At 66.0% G+C, this 16,621-nt stretch carries 17 protein-coding genes; 13 read left to right on the top strand and 4 right to left on the bottom strand.

Going from position 1 to position 16,621, the window contains the following annotated elements:
• Positions 1-124: 124 nt before the first annotated feature.
• Positions 125-400, bottom strand: coding sequence for a hypothetical protein (locus J2X92_RS06010; protein WP_307574204.1), 276 nt, complete (start codon positions 398-400; stop codon positions 125-127).
• 651 nt (positions 401-1,051) lie between these two features.
• On the opposite strand from J2X92_RS06010, the gene J2X92_RS06005 reads away from it, so the two are divergent.
• The 13 genes from J2X92_RS06005 (at position 1,052) to J2X92_RS05945 (ending at position 13,925) form a co-directional block, all read left to right on the top strand.
• Entirely contained in the window at positions 1,052-1,537 is a 486-nt protein-coding gene (locus tag J2X92_RS06005; RefSeq protein WP_307574203.1) for a hypothetical protein, read from the top strand.
• A 57-nt stretch (positions 1,538-1,594) separates the two neighbouring features.
• Positions 1,595-1,954 carry a hypothetical protein gene (locus J2X92_RS06000; RefSeq protein WP_307574201.1) on the top strand — a complete coding sequence of 120 codons (360 nt, stop codon included), beginning with the start codon at positions 1,595-1,597 and terminating at the stop codon, positions 1,952-1,954.
• A gap of 28 nt (positions 1,955-1,982) precedes the next feature.
• Positions 1,983-2,162, top strand: coding sequence for a helix-turn-helix domain-containing protein (locus tag J2X92_RS05995; RefSeq protein ID WP_307574199.1), 180 nt, complete (start codon positions 1,983-1,985; stop codon positions 2,160-2,162).
• Between the two features lie 154 nt (positions 2,163-2,316).
• The gene (locus J2X92_RS05990) at positions 2,317-3,090 is read left to right on the top strand and encodes an enoyl-CoA hydratase/isomerase family protein (protein WP_307574198.1); all 774 of its coding nucleotides are present in this window, start codon (positions 2,317-2,319) and stop codon (positions 3,088-3,090) included.
• 117 nt (positions 3,091-3,207) lie between these two features.
• Positions 3,208-3,849, top strand: coding sequence for a TetR/AcrR family transcriptional regulator (locus J2X92_RS05985; protein ID WP_307574197.1), 642 nt, complete (start codon positions 3,208-3,210; stop codon positions 3,847-3,849).
• A 102-nt stretch (positions 3,850-3,951) separates the two neighbouring features.
• Positions 3,952-4,923 carry a Bug family tripartite tricarboxylate transporter substrate binding protein gene (locus J2X92_RS05980; RefSeq protein WP_307574196.1) on the top strand — a complete coding sequence of 324 codons (972 nt, stop codon included), beginning with the start codon at positions 3,952-3,954 and terminating at the stop codon, positions 4,921-4,923.
• Between the two features lie 11 nt (positions 4,924-4,934).
• The gene (locus J2X92_RS05975) at positions 4,935-6,119 is read left to right on the top strand and encodes an acyl-CoA dehydrogenase family protein (RefSeq protein ID WP_307574194.1); all 1,185 of its coding nucleotides are present in this window, start codon (positions 4,935-4,937) and stop codon (positions 6,117-6,119) included.
• A 4-nt stretch (positions 6,120-6,123) separates the two neighbouring features.
• Positions 6,124-7,239 carry an acyl-CoA dehydrogenase family protein gene (locus J2X92_RS05970; protein ID WP_307574192.1) on the top strand — a complete coding sequence of 372 codons (1,116 nt, stop codon included), beginning with the start codon at positions 6,124-6,126 and terminating at the stop codon, positions 7,237-7,239.
• A 10-nt stretch (positions 7,240-7,249) separates the two neighbouring features.
• Positions 7,250-9,361, top strand: coding sequence for an acetate--CoA ligase family protein (locus J2X92_RS05965; RefSeq protein ID WP_307574190.1), 2,112 nt, complete (start codon positions 7,250-7,252; stop codon positions 9,359-9,361).
• Positions 9,351-9,902 (top strand): nuclear transport factor 2 family protein, encoded by a 552-nt coding sequence (locus tag J2X92_RS05960; protein WP_307574188.1) that lies wholly within the window; start codon positions 9,351-9,353, stop codon positions 9,900-9,902. The genes J2X92_RS05965 and J2X92_RS05960 overlap by 11 nt, the downstream gene beginning before the upstream one ends.
• Positions 9,903-10,087: 185 nt before the next feature.
• On the top strand, positions 10,088-11,275 hold the full coding sequence (locus tag J2X92_RS05955) for a porin (protein WP_307574187.1): 1,188 nt from the start codon (positions 10,088-10,090) through the stop codon (positions 11,273-11,275).
• Between the two features lie 77 nt (positions 11,276-11,352).
• The gene (locus J2X92_RS05950) at positions 11,353-12,108 is read left to right on the top strand and encodes an IclR family transcriptional regulator (RefSeq protein ID WP_307574185.1); all 756 of its coding nucleotides are present in this window, start codon (positions 11,353-11,355) and stop codon (positions 12,106-12,108) included.
• A 143-nt stretch (positions 12,109-12,251) separates the two neighbouring features.
• Complete coding sequence (locus J2X92_RS05945; protein ID WP_307574184.1) at positions 12,252-13,925, top strand: flavin-containing monooxygenase; 1,674 nt, start codon at positions 12,252-12,254, stop codon at positions 13,923-13,925.
• 41 nt (positions 13,926-13,966) lie between these two features.
• Here the strand turns inward: J2X92_RS05945 and J2X92_RS05940 are convergent, their stop codons facing one another.
• The 3 genes from J2X92_RS05940 to J2X92_RS05930 are packed head-to-tail and all read right to left on the bottom strand — an operon-like array spanning position 13,967 to position 16,621.
• Positions 13,967-14,758, bottom strand: a complete 792-nt coding sequence (locus tag J2X92_RS05940; protein ID WP_307574183.1) for an SDR family NAD(P)-dependent oxidoreductase — start codon at positions 14,756-14,758, stop codon at positions 13,967-13,969.
• An 11-nt stretch (positions 14,759-14,769) separates the two neighbouring features.
• Positions 14,770-15,729: a branched-chain amino acid ABC transporter permease gene (locus J2X92_RS05935; protein ID WP_307574181.1), complete on the bottom strand. Its 960-nt coding sequence runs from the start codon at positions 15,727-15,729 to the stop codon at positions 14,770-14,772.
• A 10-nt stretch (positions 15,730-15,739) separates the two neighbouring features.
• Entirely contained in the window at positions 15,740-16,621 is an 882-nt protein-coding gene (locus J2X92_RS05930; protein WP_307574180.1) for a branched-chain amino acid ABC transporter permease, read from the bottom strand.

Below are 16,621 nucleotides of genomic sequence, written 5' to 3'. Positions count from 1 at the left end.
GATCGATGACAGAGGTGCCCCAGACCTCCACCGGCAGTTGCGCCGTTAGGAGTTGGGTGAACAGCGTATGCCCATGTGCCTCTCCAATCTTGAGGAGTGTTATGCAGAGGTCGGGCCGCGTGCGTCACATCAAGCGCGCCCCGCGGATAAATCGCATCGAGCGCTGCGCGAAGTTGCGGATGTCGCCCAACTTTGCGATCTCGGCAAAGCCCTCTTCGGTGATGCCCGTCACCGTTGCCATCGATGCGCGGGTGTACGGGCTTGCTGGCTCAAAGAGTGTGATCCTGGCTTCAATCAACCCCGTGGCCATGAGCACGGACACGTCTCGAATTTCCTCGGGCTCAACGACCTGCACGGGCAATTGGGTGTGGAGAAGCCTCATCAGGAACGAGAGCGGCATTTCGGTACCTCCGGTTGCCGGCTAGCTAATGCCCAAAGTGCCGGCGTGTTTTGGGAGGGGAATTTTGTTACCGCGCTTGATACATTTGCAACCGGGCTTATGTCCAGCTGAGGATTCAATCTGTGAGGCACATCACATCTGCGGACGTGTTCATGGTTTCGTTCCTTTTTGCCGGCAAGTAAATGGGCGAGATTGACCCACCTCGGTCAAAGTTCAACCGGCGGATCAGCGCATTCGGCGTCCAATAAGAGGCAGCAATTCTTATTGGACACGTCGAAACTAACGTAACCAGCTAAAACGCGGGCAACTGGCCCTGGGTAGGGTCCAGCATGCACTGCGTTCCGACTTCCGGTGCCAACGAGTATTGGGTTGCAATGCTTCGCGCTGAGGCCCCGGAAAACGGTACAGCTACGCGGCACCCGTCTCGCAAGGGCCGATTAGATTGCCATGTGAGGAATGACGTCGAAACGTATCGAGGTGTTGCCACGGAGATAAGCTCCTCCGGCGCCTACTCCGGTGGGTGATTGGCAGCCTTATTTATTAAGTTCAGCATCCGCCCCGTTCTCCGGCCGCCGCGACGTTGACCTTATCGCCAGCACCGAGACGCACCCAAGAACAGATGATTAATTCAAACTAACTTGGAGAGCTAATATGAAAAAGTCATTACTCGTAGCGGCGGCGTTGACGTTTGGAGCCGGACAGGCGCTTGCCGCGGCACACTTTTTCAGTGCCGACGCATCCGTCAATTCAAATGGGGCGCTGGTGGTCAGTTTTGATGAAGCCGGAGTGGCGAATGCAACAGTGGTTGAAAGCCTCACTGCTCAGGGCTCGGCGGTGTATGCGTGCATCAACCACGGGGGAAAGAATCCGAGCGCCAGCAACAAGACCGCGGTCTCGGGAGCCGTGCGTGCCGACAACACATTCTCAGCCACCAAGAACGGCCGAGTCAGGGGGACCTTGGACGCCGGCCCACCGGACGAGGGCAACTTCTCGTGCCCAAATGGTCAAGATCTCGTAGTGGCATGCGTCAGATACACGGACGCGCTGCTCACTGATCTGACGAATGGTGTCACTATCGTGCCAACTGGGACCTTCTCCAGAAACTTCTTGAGCATCCCAGGTTCTTGTCCCAATTAGCAAGAAGCGAGTCGAAAAGGGCCCCGGGCAAGCCGGGGCCAGACCAAGGACACAGTCGTGGCCCATCGACAACGTGGCACGCGCCCAGCGCTTGCAGGTCTTTGCCTGGCAGCCCTGTCGGCAACCGCGGGTGCGCCGGTTTTCGCAGCAGAAGCTCAGAACCCGTCCTCCGCCGAAGCCGACCGGATCGAACAATCAGCCGGCGCCGACGAGTCTGGCTTGGTCAGTCATGGCGGCGCGCTCTACAACCCGTTCAGCACCGCTGTTGACACGGCCGCGCCAAACCCTCACGCCGACGCCGCGCCGACGCGACAACGCGCGGACGAAAGATGGCCCGACCTCATGGCCACGGCAGTTGGCGCGCTCGTTGCTGCCGGGTTCCTCGTCATTCTTGTTCGCGTCCTGATTGCGAGTTAGGGGCGCCTGCGCGCTGACTCGCGACTACTTGCGTGCCGTTCGACTGCACCGCGCGAAGCACATGGTGATCGACGGCGAGCCTGTCGCCGCTGTGGCGGCCGAGTGTGGTTTCTCGGACCAGGCGCACTTCACGCGCTGGTTCAGGCGAGCGTTCGGCTACACGACGGGCGATCTGGTGCACGCGATGCGGCAGGCCGGGTCCGATTGAACCGACGGGGAACCCGTTTCGCTTGCTCATGCTTGCTTCATGTCTCGGCTGCGACTGCCCGGTGCCCCCCGATGATTGCCAGGAAAGAATCTTTTGTCGCAGAATAACTTACCGTGCGACAGGTAATATTCGGTTAGATTTCAAGGAGACATTGATGACTTTCAACACGTTGCAGCTGGCGATCGAGGATCGGATCGCCGTGGTCACGCTCAATCGCCCCCCCGTCAATGCCCAGAACGCTGAATTGCGCAGCGAACTCACCCAGGTGTTCGATGAACTCTCCGACCGCGAGGACGTGTCTGTAGTCGTTCTCACCGGCAGCGGCAAGACGTTTTCGGCTGGCGCCGACATCCGCGAGCGACCCAATCTCGGCGCAACGCCGGGGGCCTACGGCCGGCACAACAGGCTTGTGCGCGAGTCGTACTACGCGGTGGTCGAATGTGCCAAGCCGGTCATCGCCGCCATCAACGGGCCAGCAATGGGCGCGGGCTTCGGTTTGGTGATGGCTTCCGACATCTGGGTTGCATCCGAAGATTCATTCGTCTCGATGCCCGAGATCAACGTCGGCCTGGCTGGTGGCGTGACTTTCCTGCAGGAAGTGTTCGGCCGCTCGCGTGCCCGGCGCATGTTCTACACGGGCATGAAGGTCACCGGCCAGGAGCTGTATCGGCTCGGCTTGGTGGAGGCCTGCCTGCCCGCCGACCAGCTCATGCCTTTCGCGATGGAGATCGCCGCCGAGATTGCCTCCAAGAGCCCGATCGCCTTGCGCCTGGCCAAGGAAGCCGCGCGGATGACGCAAGTGATGCCTTCGCGCGACGCCTACCGCTACGAGCAGGGCAACACGGTCGCGCTGTCGAAGACTGAAGACGCGAAGGAGGCGCAACGCGCCTTTCTCGAGAAGCGCGCGCCGGTTTATACCGGCCGCTGATGGCGGACTGCCCATAGGGCTCGTGCTATTATTTTTGACGGCCCGCGGGTCGTGCGCCGGAGTTTCCGGGCGCTCCCGCTGGCCCCCACGGCAAGAACTTCAAGAGGACCTTCGCTCATGGCAACCCTGTCCAACGCCGTCGAGGCGGCAGATCCGGAACGGGGCTCCAGGCGCAAGTCCGACGTGCGCCAGGAGCAGTTGACTGAAATCGCCTGCCGGCTGTTCGCCAAGAAGGGCTACGAAGGCACTTCGCTGCGCGACATTGCCGACGAAGCCAAGATCACCAAGGCCGCGCTCTACTACCACTTCCCCAACAAGGAAGCGCTGTACGAGCGCATCGTGCTCGAGTCGATGCAGGCGCTGGTGGACTCGGTGCGCGACGCGATGTCCCGCGGGGCGAGCCCGCTGGACAAGGTGCGCCTGTTCATGGAGTCGTCGGCCGACTTCCTGGACCGCAACCGCAACTCCTGGATCGCGGGCTCCAATGCCTTCTGGTCGGGCAGCGAGGGCGATCCGCGCGCGGGCGCCGTCTATCTGCGCGACGAGTACGAGCACCTTCTGCGTGATTGCATCGCCGAGGCCATCGCCAAGGGCGAGGTCCGCAAGGTTGACCCCGCCATTGCCGGGCGCATGCTGCTGTCGATGCTCAACCACATCTGCCGCTGGCATTCGCCCAAGGGTCGGCTGAGCACGCGCGAGGTGATCGAGCAGTACCTCGACATGGCCTTCGGCGGCTTGCGCGCGGCGCCGCGCACCTGAGCGTTTCCGACCCGCGGCACGAACGCGCGCTGCATTGTCCGGAAGGGTAAACCCGGCTACTAACTTACCGGCCGTTAAGTAAACTTTGCTAAAGATTCAGCGATGCAAGTCCTTCAACGATTCCTTCTTTCGGTGTGCTCCGGCGTACTTGCTGCGGCACCGGTTCTGGCTCTGGCGTTCCCCGACAAGCCGGTGCAGCTCATCGTTCCGTACGCGGCTGGCGGGCTGACCGACAACCTGGCACGCGTTATTGCTCCAGCGCTGTCCGCACGCTGGGGACAGCCGGTGGTGATCGAAAACCGAAACGGGGGAGGGACCTCGATCGGCACCGCAGCGGCTGCCCGCGCGCCCGGCGATGGCTATACGCTGCTGCTCACCGCCTTCGGCTACATCGGCAATCCGCTGCTGATGAAGAACCTGCCCTACGACCCTGCCGCCCTGGTGCCCGTCACCATCGTGGCAGACGCGCCCAGCGTGCTGTTTGTGTCGGCCAAGCTGCCTGTGAACACGGTGCCTCAACTGATTGCCTACGCCAAGGCGCATCCGAAGGGGGTGATGTTCGCGTCCTCGGGCAATGGGTCGAGCCCGCACATCGCCGCGGAACTGTTCGCCTCGCTGACGGGTATCGACATCGTGCATGTGCCCTATCGCGGCAACGGGCCCGCGATGAACGACCTGCTAGGTGGCCAGGTGCAGGCCATGTTCGACTCCTCCGCCTCGATGTCTCATGTGCGCGGCGGGCGGCTCAAGGCACTCGGCGTGGCCAGCGAGGCGCCTGTGGCGCGTCTGCCCGGGGTGGAGCCCATCGCGCGTTTGGGCGTGCCGCAACTCGCCGGCTTTGCCGCGGGCGGTTGGTTCGGTTTCTTTCTGCCGAGCAAGACCCCGGCCGACTTGCAGCAACGCATCTACGCCGACCTTCGTGCGGTGCTGGAGACCCCCGAAGTGCATGAGGCCATCGAGCGCGCAGGCGTCGAGCCGAGACTCATGACCCAGCCCGAGTTTGCGGCCTACCTGCGTGCCGAACATGACCGCTGGGCTCCGGTGATCCGCGAGCGCCGCATCCAACTCGATTAAGGAAGACGCCGATGACATCAATCGACCCCTACGCCGCGTTCCGCGAGGAACTGCGCCAGTTCGCCGCCGAGCAGTGCCCGGAAGACCTCAAGCGCTTCGTGCGCAGCAATCGCAAGATCACGCGCAACGAGTACCGCATCTGGCAGGAGAAGCTCTTCGCCCGCGGCTGGGCCGCGCCCAACTGGCCGGTGGCCCACGGTGGCACGGGCTGGGATCTGCAGCAGCGCTACCTGTTCGAGGAGATCACCGCGCAGGCCGATTGCCCGCCGCAGTACCACCACGGCCTGGGCCACATCGGCCCGGTGATCCTGCACTTCGGCACCGAGGCGCAGAAGGAGCGCTTCCTGCCGCGCATACTGGACGGCAGCGAGTGGTGGTGCCAAGGCTACTCGGAGCCCGGTGCCGGTTCCGACCTGGCTTCGCTCAAGACATCGGCACGGCGCGATGGCGATCACTACGTGCTCAACGGCCAGAAGATCTGGACCTCGCACGCGCAGGAGGCCGACATGATGTACACGCTGGTGCGCACGTCGAGCGAAGGGCGCAAGCAGGCCGGCATCTCGCTGCTGCTGGTGCCGATGAACACGCCTGGCATCGAGGTGCGCCCGATTCCCACCATCGACCACTGGCACCACGTCAACGAGGTGTTCCTCAACGACGTGCGCGTGCCGTGCGAAAACCTGGTCGGCGCCGAAGGCGAGGGCTGGAAATGCGCCAAGTTCCTGCTCGACCGCGAGCGCCTCTCGCCCGCGACCGTGCCCCGCCTTGCCCGGCTCGCCGAGCAGGTCGAGGAGCTCTTGATGGCTCGGCGCGGCGCCGATCCCGCCGCCTCGCCCAGCTTCCATGTGCTGCTGGAGCGCCTCTACCTGGCCCAGGCCGGCGTGAAGGGCGCGCGCGAGATGCTGTTGAGCGCCATTCAGGAGGAGATGCAGGGCACGCTGGCGGCGTCCAAGTCGTCGGCACTCAAGCTCTTCTGTTCCGAGCTGTCGCAGCAGATCATCGGCATCGCGCTCGACATCGCGGGACCGGCGCATGCGGCACGGCTGGTGGCGTCCACCGGCGTCGATGCCGAGCAGGACGTGGACCTGGAGCGCGAGCTCGTGCACACCTATCTTTTCTACCGTTCGCGCACCATTGCCGGCGGCACCAGCGAAGTTCAAAAGAACGTCATCGCGCGCGACCTGTTCGGAGCCTGAACCTATGCCATTCCATGCAGAGCCGATGTTCCCCGGCGACCTCTACGACACGACGCTGCGCGTCGCTTCTTCCGCGGCCGCCAAGGCCGGTGCCGACTCCGATGCCCGCGCGGCGGGCGCGGCCTGGCGCCAGTTCCTGGACCTGGGCTGGCAAGCCGTGCTGGTGGCCGAGGCGAGGGGCGGCGCCGGAGCTTCGCTGGGCGACATCGCGGCCATTGCCGAGGCGGCCGGCCGCCATGCGCTGGCCGCACCGCTGGTCGAACGCTGCGCCGTGGCGCCGACCTTGCTGTCGCGCATCGCTGGCAACCCCGCTGCCGATGCGCTGCTGGGCGAGATTGCAAGCGGCGAGGCCTCGGTCTGTCCGGTGCTGGCACTCGACGAGCCCGCACCCACGGCGCGCCTGGAGGGCGGGCGCGTGGTGTTCGACGGCTGCCTTCGCGGCGCCGACCTGACCGAGCCGGTGACGCACCTTCTCGCGCTGGCCGTGCTGGGTGGCAAGGATGCGCTGGTCCTGTTGCCGCGCGCCGCGCTGGCCGAGTTGACTGGGTCCGCGCGCCGCTACATGGGCATCGATGCACGCCATACCGCGGACATCGACGTCGCGGGGCTCGCACTGCCCGAGGCCGCCGTGCTGCTGCACGGCGACATGGTCCGCCCGCTGGTGGAACATGCCAATGCGGTGGGTGCGCTAATGTCGTGCGCGCAGATGGTCGGTGCCATCGGCGCCATGATCGAGCAGACCATCGAGTACCTGAGCATGCGCGAGCAGTTCGGCGTGGCGCTAGCCACCTTCCAGGCCTTGCGCCACAAGGTGGTGGAGATGTACGTGGCCTACGAGAATGTGCGCGGCATGGTGCGCCAGCAGGTGCAGGTGCTGGACAGCTTGCGCGGGGCGCTGCCGGGGCGCGAGGTGTGCCGCGAACTTGCGCTCGTGAAGTTGTACCTGGCCGTCACCGGCCGCCAGATCGCGGAGACGGCCATCCAGTTGCACGGCGGCATCGGCATGTCGCGCGAACTGCCTGCGGCACGCCTGGCCATGCACGCCCTGGCCTGCAGCCAGCAGTGGGGCGATCGTTTCAGCCAGCTCGACCGGCTCGCCGCCGATGCCGTGCTGCATTGAGGAGCCTGTGGTGCATTCGCTTGATTCGCTTTTTCATCCTTCGTCGGTGGCGTTGATCGGCGCCTCGTCCGATCCCGAGCGCATCGGCGGACGGCCGCTGCGCTTCATGCTCGAAGGCGGCTTCGAGGCGCCGCTCTATCCGGTCAACAAGAGCGGCGACACCATCCAGGGCCTGCCCGCCTTCGCCAGCGTCCTGGACATTCCGCACCCGGTCGACCAGGCCGTCATTGCCGTGCCTGTGGCTGGCGTGGAAGCGGCGGTGCGCGACAGCATCCGCAAGGGAGTGAAGGCGATCCAGGTGCTGACCGCCGGCTTCGCCGAGATCGACGACGCCGGCCGGGGGCTGCAGGACCGCCTGGTGCAGATGTGCCGCGATGCCGGCGTGCGCATGGTGGGGCCCAACTCGCTGGGCCTGCTCAACGTGCCCACACGCTTCTTTTCGACCTTCTCCACCGCGCTGAATGGCCTGAAGCCCAAGGCCGGACCCATCGCGCTCGCCACGCAAAGCGGCGCCTTCGGCTCCGCCGCCTATGGCATGGCATCCCTGCGGGGGCTGGGCTTCAGCAAGATCATCGCGACCGGCAACGAAGGCGACGTCGACGTGGCCGAGTGCATCGACTATCTCGTGGACGATGCCGGCACGCGCGTCATCTGCGCCGCGCTGGAGTCCTGCCGCGACGGCGAGCGTCTGCGGCGCGCGCTGCTGAAGGCCGCCGCCGCCGGCAAGCCCGTGCTCATCATGAAAGTGGGGCGCACCGAGGTCGGCGCCGCCGCAGCCTCGACGCACACCGGCTCGTTGGCCGGCAACGATGCGGTTTACGACACCGTCTTTGCGGAGTGCGGCGCCTGGCGGCCCGAATCGCTCGAGGAGATGCTCGATATCGCCTACGTGTTCTCGGTGGCGAACACGCTGCCGCACAACGCCGACATGGGCATCGTCACCGGCTCCGGCGGCATCGGCGTGCTGATGGCCGACGACGGCGGTGGGCGCGGCATGTCGTTGCCGTCGCTGCCCGAGGCTGCGCGCCGTGCGGTGCTCGAGCTGCTGCCGTTCGCGGTGGCGAGCAATCCGCTGGACATGACGGCGCAGGTCACATCGGTTGCAAGCGGCGTGTCGCGCACCGTGGGCATCATGCTGGACCACGCGGACTACGGCACCGTGTTCGCCTACCTGGCGCACGTGGGCCTGTCCCCCGAGCGCTTCGCCTCGACGCAGGCCGAACTGATCGCGCAGCGCCAGCGGCATCCGGACCGGCTCATGGTGCTGGTGATGCTGTCGAAGCCCGAGGTCAACCTGGCGCTCGAACAGCACGGCATTCCGGTTTTCGAGGACCCCTCGCGCGCGGTGCGTGCGCTGGCCGCGCTGGCGCACATCCGCGCGCGACGGCAGGCCCTCTACAAGCCGGTGCAGCAGGTGGCCGCCGCACCGCTGCGCGGCGACGTGTCGACCGAGGACGGTGCCAAGCGCGCGCTGGCGCAAGCCGGCCTGCCCGTGCCGCCGGAGCGCCTGTGCCGCAGCGCCGCCGAAGCGGCGGCTGCTGCGCGGGCCCTGGGCTTCCCGGTGGTCGCCAAGATCGTCTCGCCCGATATTCCCCACAAGACCGAGGTCGGCGGCGTCGTGCTCGGCCTGCAGGACGCCACGGCGGTCGAGGTGGCATACGCATCGCTGATGGCGCGCGCCGGCAAGGCGCGACCCGACGCGCGCCTGGAGGGCGTGCTGATCGCGCCGATGCTGCAGGGCGGTGTCGAGGTCATCCTGGGCATCCACAGCGACCCGACGTTCGGGCCGATGGTGATGTACGGCTCGGGTGGCACGGCCGTCGAGCTGTTCAAGGATGTGGCCTTCGCGTCCGCGCCGCTGACGCCGTCGCGCGCCGCCGGACTGATCGAGCGCGTGCGCTCGACGCAGCTGCTGCGCGGCTGGCGCGGCGGGCCGCGCTACGACGAGGCTGCGTTGATCGATGCACTGTGCCGCCTGTCCGACTTCGGCATGGCGCATGCGCACGAGCTGGAAAGCGTCGACATCAATCCGTTCGTGGTGCGCGCCGAGGGCGCCGCATGCCTCGACGCGGTGATCGTGCTGCGTGAAACGGAAACGAAGGAGCATTCGCATGCCATCTGAAGAACGCCTGGCCGCGCTGGAGGCGCAACTCGAAACCTTGACCGCGCGCGAGGCCATCCGCGCATGCCTCTACCGCTATTGCCGCGGCATCGACCGCTGCGACGAAGCCGCGCTGCGCTCGTCCTACTGGCCCGATGCCACCGACCGCCATGGCCCCTACAGCGGGAGCGCCAATGGCTTCATCGACTGGGCACTGGCCAAGCTCAAGGAGAGCGGGCGGGTGATCCACACGATCGGCAACATCTCGATCGAGCTGCGCGGCGCCGAGGCGGCGGTGGAGAGTTACTTCCAGGCTTTCCAGGTCGACGCAGACGCGCAAGGCAAGGAGCGCGAGACATTTCTCGTCGGCCGCTACATCGACCGTTTCGAGCGGCGCGGCGCGGGCGAATGGCGTGTGGCCGCCCGCACCGTGGCGTACGACTGGATCCGCGAGTCGGCGGCGCCGGTCGGCACCGAAGCCGAGCGCTTCGGCGTGCGCCAGCCGAACGGTGGCCGCTTTCCCGACGACCCCTGGTACGCGCTGACGGCATCGCTGCCGTAGCCGGCACTCACCGCTGCGCACCCGCCCGAAGAGACAAGAGTCCCTCGCGCTTTTTTCCTGATTGCCGCCCCTGGCCTTGCCGGAGGGTGGCTTTCTGCGTGCCGGCCTGCAGGCGATTTCTGAAGGCGGCCGGGCTCCCTTCAACGGGGCCCGCGCTCAAAAAATCCCATACGAGGAGACAAATCTTGCCAACGTTCTTCAAGCCATTCGCAGCCGCCACTGCAATTCTTTGCGGCACACCGTTCGCATTCGCCCAACAGGCGCAGAAAGAGGAGTTGAGGCAGATCGTGCTGCCCGCCGGAGGCATGGCGGCGTCGCCGTCCAGCCTGACGGTCTATGGGCTGATCGACACCAGCCTGGCATATGCCACCAATGCCGGGGGACGCGTGAAGCGCCTGGACAGCGGCCACATGAACGGTTCGCGCCTTGGCTTCAAGGGCAGCGAAGAGCTGGGCGACGGGCTGCGCGCCAACTTCCTGCTGGAGATGGGGCTCAACTCCGACGCGGGCACGCTGGGGCAGAACCAGGGGGCGGGCGCCAAGTCGTTCGGCCGCGGATCGATCGTCGGCCTGTCGGGCTCGATGGGCGAGATCCGCCTGGGGCGCACCGTGGTGGCCATCGGCTCCGAGGTCCAGGCGGTGGGCGACGCATTCGGGCTTGGCGGCGGCGGCAATCTTCAAGGGATCCAGCCCGCGCCGGGACGGGTCAACAACACCATCTGGTACCAGTCGCCGAACCTGGGTGGCTTCATCACCAAGCTGTCTTACTCGCCCGGTGAAACCACGGTCACCAGCGGCACGGCAGCACGCTTCAAGGCTGGCGCAAGCACCGCCGCTTCCGTGTTCTACGTGGGGCATGGGCTGAGTGCCGCCATCGGCTACTCGACCTACAAGCAACTGACCGACGCCAGCACCTTGCGCTGGTTCCACTCCGCGGCCGCCTACGACTTCGGTGTGGCCAAACTGTTCGGCTCGTACGCGACCTTTCGCAATCCGGGCATCGCAACCACACCGGCCACCCACGCGGCAGCGGACAACAACCTCATGTTCGCGGGCTTCCCGCTGGTGGGCTACTACAGCGGGCAGAACGACCGCAGCGCGTCGATCGGGGTGGCGGTGCCTTTCGGTTTGAGCACCGTGCTTGCGCAGGTGGTGCGCGTCGACGACAAGGGACCACTGGACCGGGACGCGACGCAGTTCGGCATTGCCTACATCTATGCGCTGTCCAAGCGCACCAGCCTGTACGCCGACCATGGCCGCGTGCGCAACCGCAACGGCGCGTCCTACGCAGTGACCGGCGCCACCACGCAGGCGGGCCTGGACCGCGGCGGCAACAGCCGCGCCACCCACGTCGGGCTGCGCGTGGCGTTCTAGCCAGCCTCATGGTTCGCCCGCTAGGGAAAACGCATGCGGGGTCACTACCATCGCATGCGTGATTTCTAAGGACATGGATGCCCACCGGAACAGTCAAATCGGCCACGCGCGTGCTGCAGGTGCTGGAGTATTTTGCGCAGTTGCGCACGCCTCTGGCGCTCAAGCAGATCAGCGATGCGCTGGGCTATCCGCAGTCCAGCACTACCGTGCTGCTCAAGAACCTCATTGCGCTGGGCTACCTCAATTACAACCGCGCCGATCGCGTGTACTTCCCGACGCCGCGCGTGGCCTCGCTGGGCGACTGGGTCACGCAGGCGCTGTTCGGGCAGGGGCGCATCGTCGAGGTGATGCGCGATCTGCACAGCGCCACCGGCGAGACCGTGTCGATCTGCATGCTCAACGACATCTACGTGCAGTACATCCGCGTGATCCAGTCGACGCATCAGTTGCGCTTTCACACCGACGAGGGAAGCATGCGGCCGCTCACGCTCTCGGCGGTCGGCTGGCTGCTGCTGACCGACCGCTGCGATGCCGAGATCGAGAACCTCGTGCGGCGCGCCAACATCGCCGTGCCGCGCAAGGAAGACCGCGTGGCTCTGGATGTCATTGCCCCGCAGGTGGCCGACGCGCGCGAGCGCAAGTCGCTCTACATGGAGAACATGCCGCTGCTTGGCGGCGCCACCATCGGTGTGGTGCTGCCTTGCCTGGTGCAGGGGCGCATCGCGGTGCTGGGCATGGGCGGCACCATCGAGCGCATGCGCCCGCATCGCGCGCGCTACACCGCGTTGATGCGGCGGCTCGTCCAGCCGCTGAGCGAAGTCCAGTCTGCATAGGCTCTTGCAAGCCTTGCAAAAATCATGGATGTGATGTTGTTTCCCGCAAGTGTGATTTTCTTGATGACCTGACAGGTGGTGGGCATCATTTCCTTGCATGAGGTCCGCGCCGCCGCGGCCGCAACAAACAAGGAGACACACACATGACCACCGAGCCTCGCAACCTGCATCCATCCCGCCATCCACTGAATCCGCAGACCGGGGCTCAGCGGCTCGACGTGGTCGTGGTCGGCGCTGGCTTCGGCGGCATGTATGCCGTGTACCGCTTCCGCGAAATGGGCCTTCGGGTTCAGGGCTTCGAGGCGGGAGGCGATGTCGGTGGTGTCTGGTACTGGAACCGCTACCCGGGCGCACGCGTCGACCTGCCGAGCATCGACTACAGCTTTTCGTTCTCTCCCGAGATCGAACAGGAGTGGACCTGGTCGGAGCAGTTTGCCGCGCAGCCCGAACTGCTGCGGTACATCAATTTCGTGGCCGATCGGCTCGACCTGCGCCGGCACATCCAGTTCAGCACACGCGTGACCCACGCAGTGTGGGACGAGTCGCGCAAGCTGTGGACCGTGACCACCGATCGCGGCGACACGTACGAGGCCACGTACTGCATCATGGCGACCGGCCCGCTGTCGATTCCCAAGGACCCCGAGATTCCCGGCATCGACCGCTTCAAGGGCCAGCTGCTGCGTGCCGCCAAGTGGCCGCATGAATCCGTCAGCTTTGCAGGCCGCCGCGTGGGTGTCATCGGCACGGGATCGACCGGCATCCAGATCGTCCAGGAAGTCGGCAAGGAGGCCGGCGAGCTCTTCGTGTTCCAGCGCACGCCGAGCTTCACCATGCCAATGCGCAACGAAGCGCTCGAGCCGGACTACGTGGCCGAGGTCAAGCGCCACTATGCCGGCATCCGCGAGTCGGCCCGCAACAGCGCGGTGGGCGGTGTGCGCCCGCAATCCACGCGCGCCTTCTTCAGCGTGACACCCAGCCAGCGCCGGCAGCTCCTTGAAGACGCCTGGAAGAACGGCGGCCTGGCCATGCTCGGCACCTTCGCGGACCTGCTGACCAACGCGGAAGCCAACGAGCAGGTTGCCGAGTTCGTGCGCGGCAAGATCGGCGAGATCGTGAACGATCCGCAGACGGCCGAGAAGCTGAAGCCGCGCGGGTATCCCATCTTCGCGCGCCGGCCCTGCCTGGACAGCAGTTACTACGAGACCTTCAACCGGCCGAACGTGCATCTGAAGGACTGCACATCGGACCCCATTGAAGAGATCACCGAGCGCGGCGTGAAGACGCAGGCCGGCGAGGTCGAACTCGACGCGCTCATCTTCGCCACCGGCTACGACGGCCTCACGGGCGCGCTGCTGGCCTTCGACATCGTCGGGCGGGACGGGCGCACGATGAGCGACAAGTGGAAGGACGGTGCGCGCTCGCACCTGGGCCTCATGATGGAAGGCTTCCCCAATCTTTTCATGACCACCGGGCCGAACGGTCCTGCCGCGCTCGCCAACATCATCCGCATCAGCGAGCATGACGTCGACTGGATCGCGGCCGCCGTGACGCACATGGACAAGAACGGACTGTCGACCATCGAGCCGACGCCGCAGGCAGAACAGGCGTGGATGGACATCGTCTTCGCGCTCTCGCAGCGCTCGCTGCTCCTCAAGGCCAAGACCTGGTACGTCGGTGCCAACGTGAAGGACAAGCCCCAGGGGCTCACGCTCTTCACGGGCGGATTCCAGAAATACAGGGAGCATTGCGCCGCGGCAGTGCAGGGCGGCTATCGCGACTTCGTGTTCGAACACGCACAGGAAGCCCTCGCAGCCTGACGCCATGGCCCGGGACCCGCGTGCGCGGGTCGGGCGTGGCCTTACACGGCCAGCGTGCCGCCGTCTACCGGCAAGGTGACGCCGTTGACGAAGCTCGCAAGCCCCGAGGCCAGGAATACCGCCGGGCCGGCGAGTTCGTGCGGCTGGCCCAGGCGCCCGGCCGGAATGCGCTGCATGAAGCGGCCCAGCCGCGCCGGGTCGGCACGCGTGGCTTCGGTCATGGGGGTCTCGATCACGCCGGGTGCGAGCGCATTCACGCGAATGCCGTCCGGCGCGAGGTCGAGCGCCAGCGACTGCGTGAGCATCTTCACCGCGGCCTTGGAGGCCGAATAGCCCAGTGCGCCGCCTTGGGCGATGAACGCGGCGCCCGACGCCACATTGAGGATGCAGCCACGCGTGCGCCGCAATGCCGGCAGCCATGCGTGGACGGTGTTGAAGACGCCGAACAGGTTCACGTCCATGGTGCGATGAAGGTTCTCCTGCGCGCGCGGACTGTCGATGCCCTCGCGGATGATCACGCCGGCGTTGTTGACCAGCGTGTCGATGTCGCCGACGGTGTCCTTTACCGCTTCCGCCAGCGAAAGGCAGGCCTGGGCGTCGGACACGTCCAGTGCGTAGGCCCAGCCTTCGGTGCCCGCCGCATGCACGGCCTGCATGGTTTCGGCGCAGCGATCGCTGCGCAGGTCCGTCACGATGACGCGCGCGCCTGCCTGGGCATAGGCCACCGCGATGGCGCGGCCGATGCCGCTGGCGGCACCGGTTACCAGTGCCAGCCGGCCGGAGAGAAGCCCTGGCGTGGCCGGCCAGGTCGAAGGAAGGTCATGGGCTGCCATTGGCATGCTCCTCAGGGTGCCGCGGCCGCGCGGCGCTGCCGGCGGGTGGCAAGACAGGAATGGAACTGGCCGACGATGCCCTTGCGGAACAGCATGACGACCAGCACGAAGACGACGCCCTGGATGATCAGCACCCATTCGGCGAAAGACGCGAGATAGTTCTCCATCGACACGATGACGATAGCGCCGACCACGGGGCCGAGCAGCGTGTGCATGCCGCCTACGATGCAGATCAGAAGCGCCTCGCCCGAAGTCGCCCAGTGCACGTCTGTCAGCGAGGCGAGCTGGAATACCAGCACCTTGAGCGAGCCGGCCAGCCCCGCCAGCCCGGCCGACAGCACGAAGGCCAGCAGCTTGTAGCGATTGACGCGGTAGCCCAGCGACTGGGCGCGCGGTTCGTTGTCGCGGATGGCGCGCAGGATCTGTCCGAACGGCGAATGCACCACGCGATAGATCAGCCAGAAGCCGAAGACGATCAGCGCCGCTACGAAGTAGTAGAGCGTCAGCGTGTTCTGCAGCGAAAACAGTCCAAGCACCATCGGCCGCGGAATCTCCTGGATGCCGTTTTCACCGCCGGTGAAGGGCATGCGCAGCGCAATGAAGTACACCAGCTGCGCGAAAGCCAGCGTGATCATCGAGAAGTAGATGCCCGAGCGACGGATGGCCAGCAGGCCGGTGACCAACCCCACGAGCGCCGCCGCGGCGATGCCCGCGAGAACGCCGGCGGCGCCGTCCCAGCCCCACACCTTGACCGCGTGCGCCGTGACATAGCCCGCGGCGCCGTAGAACATCGCATGGCCGAAAGAGAGCAGGCCGACGTAGCCCACCAGCAGGTTGACCGAGGCGGCCAGCAGTGCGAAGCACATCAGCTTCATGAGGAACATCGGGTAGACCGCCAAAGGCGCGAGGGCGAGCACCGCCAGGGCGGCGGCCAGCAATGCGGTGTGGGTGCGGCGATGCAGGGTGTCCATGTCGGTTTCCTCAGTGGGCGCGGCCGAACAGGCCGTGGGGGCGGACCGCGAGGACCAGGATCATCACGACGAAGATCACCACGCCGGCGCCGTCGGGATAGAAGATCTTCGTCAGGCCCTCGATCGCACCGAGGCCGAAGCCGGTGAAGATCGAGCCGAGGATCGATCCCATGCCGCCAATCACCACCACCGCGAACACCACGATGATCAGGTTCGAGCCCATCAGCGGGCTCACCTGGTAGATGGGAGCGGCCATCACGCCGCTGAGCCCGGCCAGGCCTACCCCGAGCCCGTAGGTCAGCATCAGCATGCGCGGCACGTTGATGCCGAAGGTGCGCACCAGCGGCGCGTTCTCGTTGGCGGCGCGCAGGTAGGCGCCGAGCTGCGTTTTCTCGATGAAGAACCAGGTGCCCATGCACACCGCCAGCGCGGCCACGATGACCCACACGCGGTACATCGGCAGGAAGGTGACGCCCACGTCCAGGCCGCCAGACAGCGGGTTGGGGTAGGGCTGCCCGCTCACGCCGAACTGCAGGCGGAACGCGCCTTCCATGAGCAAGGCAACGCCGAAGGTCAGCAGCAGCGCATAGACATGGTCCAGCGTGTACAGGCGCCGCAGCATCCAGCGTTCGAACAACAGCCCGAAAGCCGCCACCACCAGCGGCGCTATGACGATGGCGCCCCAGTAGCCGATGCCAAGGTACTCCAGCAGTCCCCAGGTGACGAAGGCGCCCAGCATGTACTGCGCGCCGTGCGCGAAGTTCACCACGCGCAGCAGCCCGAAGATGATCGACAGCCCCAGGCTCATCAGCGCATAGAAGGCGCCGTTGATGAGCCCGACCATCAGTTGCCCGATCAGCGCCGCCGGGGAAATTCCGAATAGCCCGTCCAT

Origin of the sequence: Variovorax paradoxus (genome assembly GCF_030811855.1) — a bacterium.
GTDB classification, from domain to species: Bacteria; Pseudomonadota; Gammaproteobacteria; order Burkholderiales; family Burkholderiaceae_C; genus Variovorax; species Variovorax paradoxus_L.
Note: the sequence above shows the minus strand (reverse complement) of the source record. Positions and strands in the feature narration are given on the sequence as shown.

What these genes read in the sequence shown, in the direction of transcription:
- J2X92_RS06010 (WP_307574204.1), bottom strand. Translation starts at nt 400, where the DNA reads ATGCCGCTCTCGTTCCTGATGAGGCTTCTCCACACCCAATTGCCCGTG.
- J2X92_RS06005 (WP_307574203.1), top strand. Translation starts at nt 1,052, where the DNA reads ATGAAAAAGTCATTACTCGTAGCGGCGGCGTTGACGTTTGGAGCCGGA.
- J2X92_RS05990 (WP_307574198.1), top strand. Translation starts at nt 2,317, where the DNA reads ATGACTTTCAACACGTTGCAGCTGGCGATCGAGGATCGGATCGCCGTG.
- J2X92_RS05985 (WP_307574197.1), top strand. Translation starts at nt 3,208, where the DNA reads ATGGCAACCCTGTCCAACGCCGTCGAGGCGGCAGATCCGGAACGGGGC.
- J2X92_RS05980 (WP_307574196.1), top strand. Translation starts at nt 3,952, where the DNA reads ATGCAAGTCCTTCAACGATTCCTTCTTTCGGTGTGCTCCGGCGTACTT.
- J2X92_RS05975 (WP_307574194.1), top strand. Translation starts at nt 4,935, where the DNA reads ATGACATCAATCGACCCCTACGCCGCGTTCCGCGAGGAACTGCGCCAG.
- J2X92_RS05970 (WP_307574192.1), top strand. Translation starts at nt 6,124, where the DNA reads ATGCCATTCCATGCAGAGCCGATGTTCCCCGGCGACCTCTACGACACG.
- J2X92_RS05960 (WP_307574188.1), top strand. Translation starts at nt 9,351, where the DNA reads ATGCCATCTGAAGAACGCCTGGCCGCGCTGGAGGCGCAACTCGAAACC.
- J2X92_RS05950 (WP_307574185.1), top strand. Translation starts at nt 11,353, where the DNA reads ATGCCCACCGGAACAGTCAAATCGGCCACGCGCGTGCTGCAGGTGCTG.
- J2X92_RS05945 (WP_307574184.1), top strand. Translation starts at nt 12,252, where the DNA reads ATGACCACCGAGCCTCGCAACCTGCATCCATCCCGCCATCCACTGAAT.
- J2X92_RS05940 (WP_307574183.1), bottom strand. Translation starts at nt 14,758, where the DNA reads ATGGCAGCCCATGACCTTCCTTCGACCTGGCCGGCCACGCCAGGGCTT.
- J2X92_RS05935 (WP_307574181.1), bottom strand. Translation starts at nt 15,729, where the DNA reads ATGGACACCCTGCATCGCCGCACCCACACCGCATTGCTGGCCGCCGCC.
- J2X92_RS05930 (WP_307574180.1), bottom strand. Translation starts at nt 16,621, where the DNA reads ATGGACGGGCTATTCGGAATTTCCCCGGCGGCGCTGATCGGGCAACTG.